This is a genomic window from Streptomyces sp. NPDC046876, assembly GCF_040645035.1.
Lineage (GTDB): Bacteria > Actinomycetota > Actinomycetes > Streptomycetales > Streptomycetaceae > Streptomyces.
Genome location: NZ_JBEYXK010000061.1, coordinates 36,357 through 42,976 on the forward strand (window position 1 = coordinate 36,357; position 6,620 = coordinate 42,976).

A 6,620-nucleotide genomic window follows, 5' to 3' on the forward strand; every position below is an offset into this window, starting at 1 on the left:
GCACACCCTCGGCACCCTCGGCACCGGCAGCCCCGGCGGCCCCCGGCGGCGCGGCCGGCTCAGGCGGCCGCGGCCAGCCTGCGCAGGGTCCGGCCCAGGTGGGCCGCGTAGCACCGCTGGAGGAAGGGCACGACCGGCCCGGCCAGCCGGGTGTACCAGCGGGCGGGGCGGCTGAAGGCGGTCACCTCGAACCAGACCGTGCCGTCCGGGTCCCGGTGCACGAGGAAGGACTCCTCCCCGCGCTCGGGGTGGCCGGACACCGTCCCGTAGGCGAATCCGGTCCGGGTGGGCTCGTACGCCGTCCAGACCACCCGGCACGGTGCGTCGATCCGCAGCGGCCCGAAGCCGATGCCGACCACCACCCGGGTCCCGGGCCGCACCGCGCCGTGGCTGCAGCGGACCCGCATCCCCGACGCCCGGTGCGCCTGCAAGGTGGTCACGGCGGCCGCGGCGGCCTCGAACGCGGCCCGGCCGGACCCGATCCGGGTGCGGTGTCGCAGGTGGTTGTAGCCGGCGGGCAGGGGCAGCCGGGCGGTCGCGCCCTGCTCCGGGTAGTTGAACGTCGCCCGGTCGGCGTTGAGCAGTCGGGTCATGGGGCGGCTCCCTCCGGGGACGCGCCGGCGGCGAGCCGGCGCCAGGCCAGTACCGCGCACAGGGCGAAGCCGAGCGCGTTGCCGAGACCGTGGGTCGCGGCCATCCAGGTCAAGGTGGGGTGCACGATCCCGGCGGCCTCGCCCAGCGCCCACCACAGGGCCAGGGCCATGGTGACCGCCAGCACGGCCGCCGACACCCCGAACAGCGCCCGGACGCCGGGCGCGCGGCCGGCGGGCCGGATCTCCCGCCAGGTCACCAGCGCCACCGCCCACATCCCGGCGGTCAGTACCACCGCGCCCGCCAGCTCGGCCCAGTCGTCCACGAAGTAGCCGAGGAGGACCAGCAGCGTCCCGCAGGGCACGCTGTACGCCGCCCGCCGGGACCGGGGGCCCGGTGCGGCCCGGCACACCAGGCCGGCGACCAGGGCCGCGGTGAACCCGGCGAAGTGGAAGTGCGGGACGGTCAGCGCCAGGATGCCGAGGTCGAAGCCGAACAGCCGGTACCCCGCGCGCTCGGCGACCAGCGCGGCCGCGGCGACCGCGGGCGACGCCAGCGCGGTGAGCACGGCGATCTCGGCGGGGCCCGGCCCGCGGCCCCGCCCGGACGGGCTCCGCTCCGGTCTCCGCAGCAGCCGGGCCGGGACCTGCGTCGCGGCGAGGGCCAGCGCGGCCGCCGCGTAGAGGGCGGCGAGCGCCGCGGCGGCCGCGCCGCGCGGCAGCCAGAGGCACACGGCCCCGGGGGCGGCCGCGAGCGGCCAGAACCGGGCCCAGGCGCGGAGCCCCACCGGGTCGATGAGGCGCAGTCCGGCGGGAACGATGCCGAGCATGCCCAGGGTGACGATCAGGTTCACCAGTACCGTCACCGCGGACTCCCCTCCGAGCGTGCCCGTACACGGGCCGGCCGAACGCCTTGAACGCGTTCAACTTCGGTCGTGACCTTACGGGGTTCCTTGAACATGTTCAAGGCTGAATCCCGCCCCGCCCCGCCCGGACTCCGGCCCCGCGCTGCCCGGCGCTCCGGTTGCGGCCCCTGCACGGATACGGCAGACAGGAGGGAACAACCGGGGCGAACAGGGAGAAACACGTGCCCGTACCGACACCTCGTCAGGCGCCGCGCCGTCACACCCCGGCCCGCACCGCGCTCTTCACGCTGCTGGGCCTGCTCGCCGCGGCCTGCGGCGGCGCCGAGGAGAACACCGGCGCGGCAGGCCCCGAGAGCCAGGACGTCCACCTCCAGCCCGTGGCCACGGCGGGTCCCGACCCCTTCACCGCCTCCAGCGCCACCGGCGAGTCCGCCCCCGTCCAGCCGCCGGTGCCCAACGCCACCGGCCGCGGCATCCGCACCGTGGGCGCGGCCACCCCCGGCCTCTACGGCGGCACCCGCCGGCTCGGCAGCTGCGACGTCGAACAGCAGCTGCGCGCCCTGACCGCCGAGGATGCCAAGGCCGCCGCCTTCGCCGGGGCCGCCGGCGTGGAGAAGGCGAAGCTCCCTGAGTTCCTGCGCGGCCTCACCCCGGTCGTACTCCGCGCCGACACCCGGGTGACCAGCCACGGCTTCCGGGACGGGAGCGCCCACGGCTTCCAGGCCGTGCTCCAGGCCGGCACCGCCGTCCTCGTCGACGGGTACGGCATGCCCCGGGTCCGGTGCGCCTGCGGCAATCCGCTGCTCGCGCCGCGCGCCCCCAAGGGCTCCCCGGTGCTCAAGGGCGAGCAGTGGAGCGGCTACCAGGCCAACCAGGTCATCGTCATCGAACCGACCCCCCACCCGGTCGGCAGCCTGCTCCTCGCCAACACCGCCGACAACACCTGGATCGAGCGCACCATCGGCGACGCCGGCGCCCGGGACCGCACCCCGCAGCCGCTGCCCGCGCACGACCCGGCCGACGGCATTCCCACCGGATCCCCCTCGCCCGCGGCCCCGGCCCCCGCCCGGCCGCCCGGCCCCCCGGGCGCCATCCCGGGCTCCGCGGTGCCCGCGACCCCCGCCCCGCCGCCGGGCCAGCCGGTGCCGGACCGGCCGCTGGTGCCGGAGAAGCCCGCCCCGCGCCGTACGCAGCCGCAGGCCGTGCCCCCGCGTCCAGCCCTGCCGAACCCGCCGACGATCGCCCCCGACGTGCCCCCCGCGAAGCCCCCGCAGCAGTTCCGGGCCGACCCGGCCGTCCCCCCGGACCCGCCCAGCCCCGACGGCCCCCTGCCCTGGCCGGACGGCCCTGCGGACCCCGCCGAACCGTACGAGCCGTACCAGCCGAACGAGCCCTTCGCGCCGCAGGAGCCGTACGACGCCTTCGAGCCGAGGGAGTCGTACGACGCGGACGAGCCGTACGAAGCGTTCGAACCGAGCGTGCCGTTCGACCAGGCCGGCGAGCTGTCGGACCCCTGGGACTCCCCCTTCGACCGGGGGAGCGCCTGACCCTCCCGTGTGTCATGGTGGATCGGTGCAGACCACCGTATCGCTGCCGGACGACTGGCCCGCACACCCGGACCGGTCGCTCTCGCTGAACCGCATGGGAAGTTTCGACTGGGACCTGGTCACCGGTCTCATGCACATGGACGCAGCGGCCCTCGACGTGTTCGACATACCGCCCGAGGAGTACGACGGACGCCCCGAATCCCTCTCCCGGCGGGTCCCGGCCGCCGAGTCGACCCGGCTCGACGCCCTCGTCTCCAGCGCCCTGAAGAGCCGCGAGGACAACTACGGCGCGTACTTCCGCATCCGCTGCCGCGACGGGCAGATGCGCTGGACCCACACCCAGGGCCGCGTCCTGCGCGACGGCACCGGCCGCCCCTACCGCATCATCGGCATCGTCCGCGACGCCACCGAGGAGCTCAGCCACTCCACGGAGCGCCTCGGCCTGGACGAGGAGCGCCGCCGCCAGACCTCGGTGGTCGAGAGCACCACCGCCGCCCTCGCCCACGCCCGCACCGTACGGGACGTCATCGACGTCATCGGCGACGCCCACGGCCTGGAGCGGCTCGGCTCGATGGGCATGGTCATGGGCCTGGTCGAGGCCGGCCGGATCCACCTCGTCGCCGAGGGCCCCGAGGGCAGCTTCCTCCCCGGCACCCGCTACACCCGCATCGACGAGGGCTACCCGATGAGCGAGGTCGTCCGCTCGCTCCAGCCCCGCTTCCTCGACAGCGCGCAGGAGTTCGCCGAGAACTACCCGGAGCTCTGGGCGAAGATCTCGTACATGGACATCTCGGCGGCCGCCTACCTGCCGCTGATCGCCCAGGCCCGCCCCATCGGCGCGATCGGCCTGCTCTACAAGGACAAGGACGGCTTCACCCAGGAGGAGCGCAACCTCCTCGTCGCCCTCGGCAGCAGCATCGCGCAGAGCCTGCAGCGCGCCATGCTGCTGGAACAGGAGCACGACCTGGCCGAGGGCCTCCAGCAGGCGATGCTGCCGCGCCGCCTGCCCTCCGTCGACGGCGGCGAGATCGCGGTCCGCTACCGCTCCGCGCGCATGGGCCAGGACATCGGCGGCGACTGGTACGACGTGATCCCCCTGCCGGGCGGCCGGGTCGGGGCCGTCATCGGCGACGTGCAGGGCCACGACACGCACGCGGCCGCGGTCATGGGCCAGCTGCGCATCGTCCTGCGCGCGTACGCGGCCGAGGGGCACGCGCCGGGCACGGTGATGGCCCGGGCCTCGGTGTTCCTGCACGAGCTGGACACCGACCGCTTCGCGACCTGCACCTACGTGGAGGCCGACCTGTCGACGGGCGTCCTCCAGGTCGTCCGGGCCGGGCACATCGACCCGCTGCTGCGCACCCGCGCCGGGGACTGCCGCCGGCTCCCCGTCGAGGGAGGCATGCCGCTCGGGCTCTCGGCGGAGTTCGGCCGGCTGGAGTACCCGGTGACCACCGTGGAGCTGGACCCCGGTGAAACGCTTCTGCTGTGCACCGACGGACTCGTCGAACACCCCGGCGCCGACCTCGACGACGGGGTGCGGCTGCTGACCGCACTGGTCCGCGCGGGCCCCGCCGACCTCCAACAGCTCGCCGACCGGCTGTGCGAGGCGATCGACGAGCGCGGCGGCGACGACGACATGGCGCTGCTCCTGCTGCGCCGACACGTCGAGGAGAGCCCCCAGGGCGGCGGCCGCCTCCAGCAGCACGTGGCCCCGGGCGACCCCGAGGCCCTCGTCGCGGCCCGCCACATGATCGGCGCGGCGGTACGGGCCTGGGGCGCGGGGGAGCGGGCCGACGAGATCGAGCTCGTCGCGGACGAGCTGATCGTCAACGCCCTGATGCACACCGACGGGCCCGCGATCGTGACCCTGCGCGTCCTGACGGCCCCGGACCGCCGGTTCCGCGTCGAGGTGGAGGACCGCTCCAGTGCGCTGCCGCGCCGCCGGGAGGCCGGCGACTCCGGGGTTTCGGGCCGCGGCCTGATGCTGGTGGACCGGCTGGCCGACGCGTGGGGCGTGGAATCGCGGGGCAGCGGCAAGTGCGTGTGGTGCGAGTTCGTGGTGACCTGACCGCGCGGCACCCCACCGGCACGGCCGCCGCGGGCCGCCGCGGGCCGCCCACCCCCGGCCCGACCGGCCGCCGCGGGCCGCGCCCGCTCGCGGATCGCCGCGCGGACGGTCAGGCTGGGGGCATGCCCGAGCTCCCGGAGGTCGAGGCCCTGAGGGAGTTCCTCGACGAACACCTCACCGGGCGGGTGGTCGCGCGCGTCCTCCCGCTCGCCGTCAGCGTGCTCAAGACCTACGACCCGCCGCTCGCCGCCCTCGAAGGGCAGACCGCGGGCCCCACGGCCCGGTACGGCAAGTTCCTCGACCTGCGCATCGGCGTGCTCCACCTCGTCACCCACCTGGCCCGGGCCGGCTGGCTGCGCTGGCACGACACCCTCCCGGACCGCCCTCCGCGGCCCGGCAAGGGCCCGCTCGCCCTGCGCGTGGCCCTGGAGGGCGGCGGCGGCTTCGACCTCACGGAGGCGGGCACGCAGAAACGCCTCGCCGTGTACGTGGTCGAGGACCCCCAGGAGGTGCCGGGCATCGCCCGGCTCGGCCCCGACCCGCTGGCCGAGGGCTTCGACCGGGACGCGTTCGCCGGCCTGCTGGCGGGGGAGCGGCGGCAGATCAAGGGGGTCCTGCGCGACCAGGGCGTGATCGCCGGGATCGGCAACGCGTACAGCGACGAGATCCTGCACGCGGCGAAGGTCTCACCGTTCAAACTGGCCTCCGCCTTCGACGAGGAGCAGGTCACCCGGTTGTACGAGGCCGTACGGGGCACCCTGCGCGAGGCGGTCGAGCGCGCCCACGGCACGGCCGCCGGGCAGCTGAAGGCCGAGAAGAAGAGCGGGCTGCGGGTGCACGGGCGGGACGGGGAGCCGTGCCCGGTGTGCGGGGACACCATCCGCTCGGTGTCGTTCGCGGACTCCTCGCTCCAGTACTGCCCGACCTGCCAGACCGGCGGCAAGCCGCTCGCCGACCGCAGGCTGTCCCGTCTCCTCAAGTGAGCCGTAGACTCCCGCTCCATGTCCCTGGAGCAGCCGACCCCGCCGCCCCGGCGGGAGACCGTCACGGGCGTGCCGCGCGGTGGCCGCCGCCGTCCGCCCGCGCACACCCCGGCCCGCTCCGAGATCTCCGAGCAGACCACCCTGGGCGCCACCTACGTGCGGGCCCTGATGCGCAGCCAGCTGCGGGCCGGGCTGTGGGTGCTGGCCGCGCTCGGGGTGCCGGCCGCGGTCCTGCCGGTCCTGCTGGTGCTGCCGGGGGCGGCCTCGGGGCCGCTGGTGTGGGTGGCGCTCGGGCCGGCGGCGTACCCGCTGCTGTGGCTGACCGCCCGCCGGTACGTGAAGCGGGCCGAGCGCAACGAGGCCGACTTCACCGGCCTGGTGATGGACCCCGCCGAGGCCCCGGCCCCCCAGCGCCGCCTGTAGCCCCACCCGGCTTCGCCGCCAACTCCGACCTCGCTGCCAGCTCCGGCTTCGCCGGCACAATCCAGCCTCGCCGGCGTTTGAGGCGCGGGTCCGGGCGGAGCCCGGGTGGAAGGCTGTGAAGGGGTCATCGGCCGGGCGAC

At 75.8% G+C, this 6,620-nt stretch carries 6 protein-coding genes; 4 read left to right on the top strand and 2 right to left on the bottom strand.

Annotated features, from left to right (window positions below; genetic code table 11):
- Window positions 1-59: 59 nt before the first annotated feature.
- On the bottom strand, window positions 60-593 hold the full coding sequence (locus ABZ924_RS26265) for a DUF1990 domain-containing protein (protein WP_361914520.1): 534 nt from the start codon (window positions 591-593) through the stop codon (window positions 60-62).
- The gene (locus ABZ924_RS26270; RefSeq protein ID WP_361914523.1) at window positions 590-1,456 is read right to left on the bottom strand and encodes a YndJ family protein; all 867 of its coding nucleotides are present in this window, start codon (window positions 1,454-1,456) and stop codon (window positions 590-592) included. Before ABZ924_RS26270 ends, ABZ924_RS26265 begins: the two co-directional genes overlap by 4 nt.
- Before the next feature lie 221 nt (window positions 1,457-1,677).
- Here ABZ924_RS26270 and ABZ924_RS26275 point away from each other — a divergent pair, with 221 nt between their 5' ends.
- From ABZ924_RS26275 to ABZ924_RS26290, 4 genes are all read left to right on the top strand, one after another.
- The gene (locus ABZ924_RS26275) at window positions 1,678-3,003 is read left to right on the top strand and encodes a DUF6777 domain-containing protein (protein WP_361914525.1); all 1,326 of its coding nucleotides are present in this window, start codon (window positions 1,678-1,680) and stop codon (window positions 3,001-3,003) included.
- Between the two features lie 7 nt (window positions 3,004-3,010).
- Window positions 3,011-5,074, top strand: a complete 2,064-nt coding sequence (locus tag ABZ924_RS26280) for a SpoIIE family protein phosphatase (RefSeq protein WP_361914528.1) — start codon at window positions 3,011-3,013, stop codon at window positions 5,072-5,074.
- A 122-nt stretch (window positions 5,075-5,196) separates the two neighbouring features.
- Complete coding sequence (locus ABZ924_RS26285) at window positions 5,197-6,057, top strand: DNA-formamidopyrimidine glycosylase family protein (protein WP_361914531.1); 861 nt, start codon at window positions 5,197-5,199, stop codon at window positions 6,055-6,057.
- 18 nt (window positions 6,058-6,075) lie between these two features.
- A complete protein-coding gene (locus ABZ924_RS26290) occupies window positions 6,076-6,480 on the top strand; it encodes a hypothetical protein (RefSeq protein WP_361914534.1) in 405 nt (134 codons plus the stop codon).
- Window positions 6,481-6,620 lie beyond the last annotated feature (140 nt).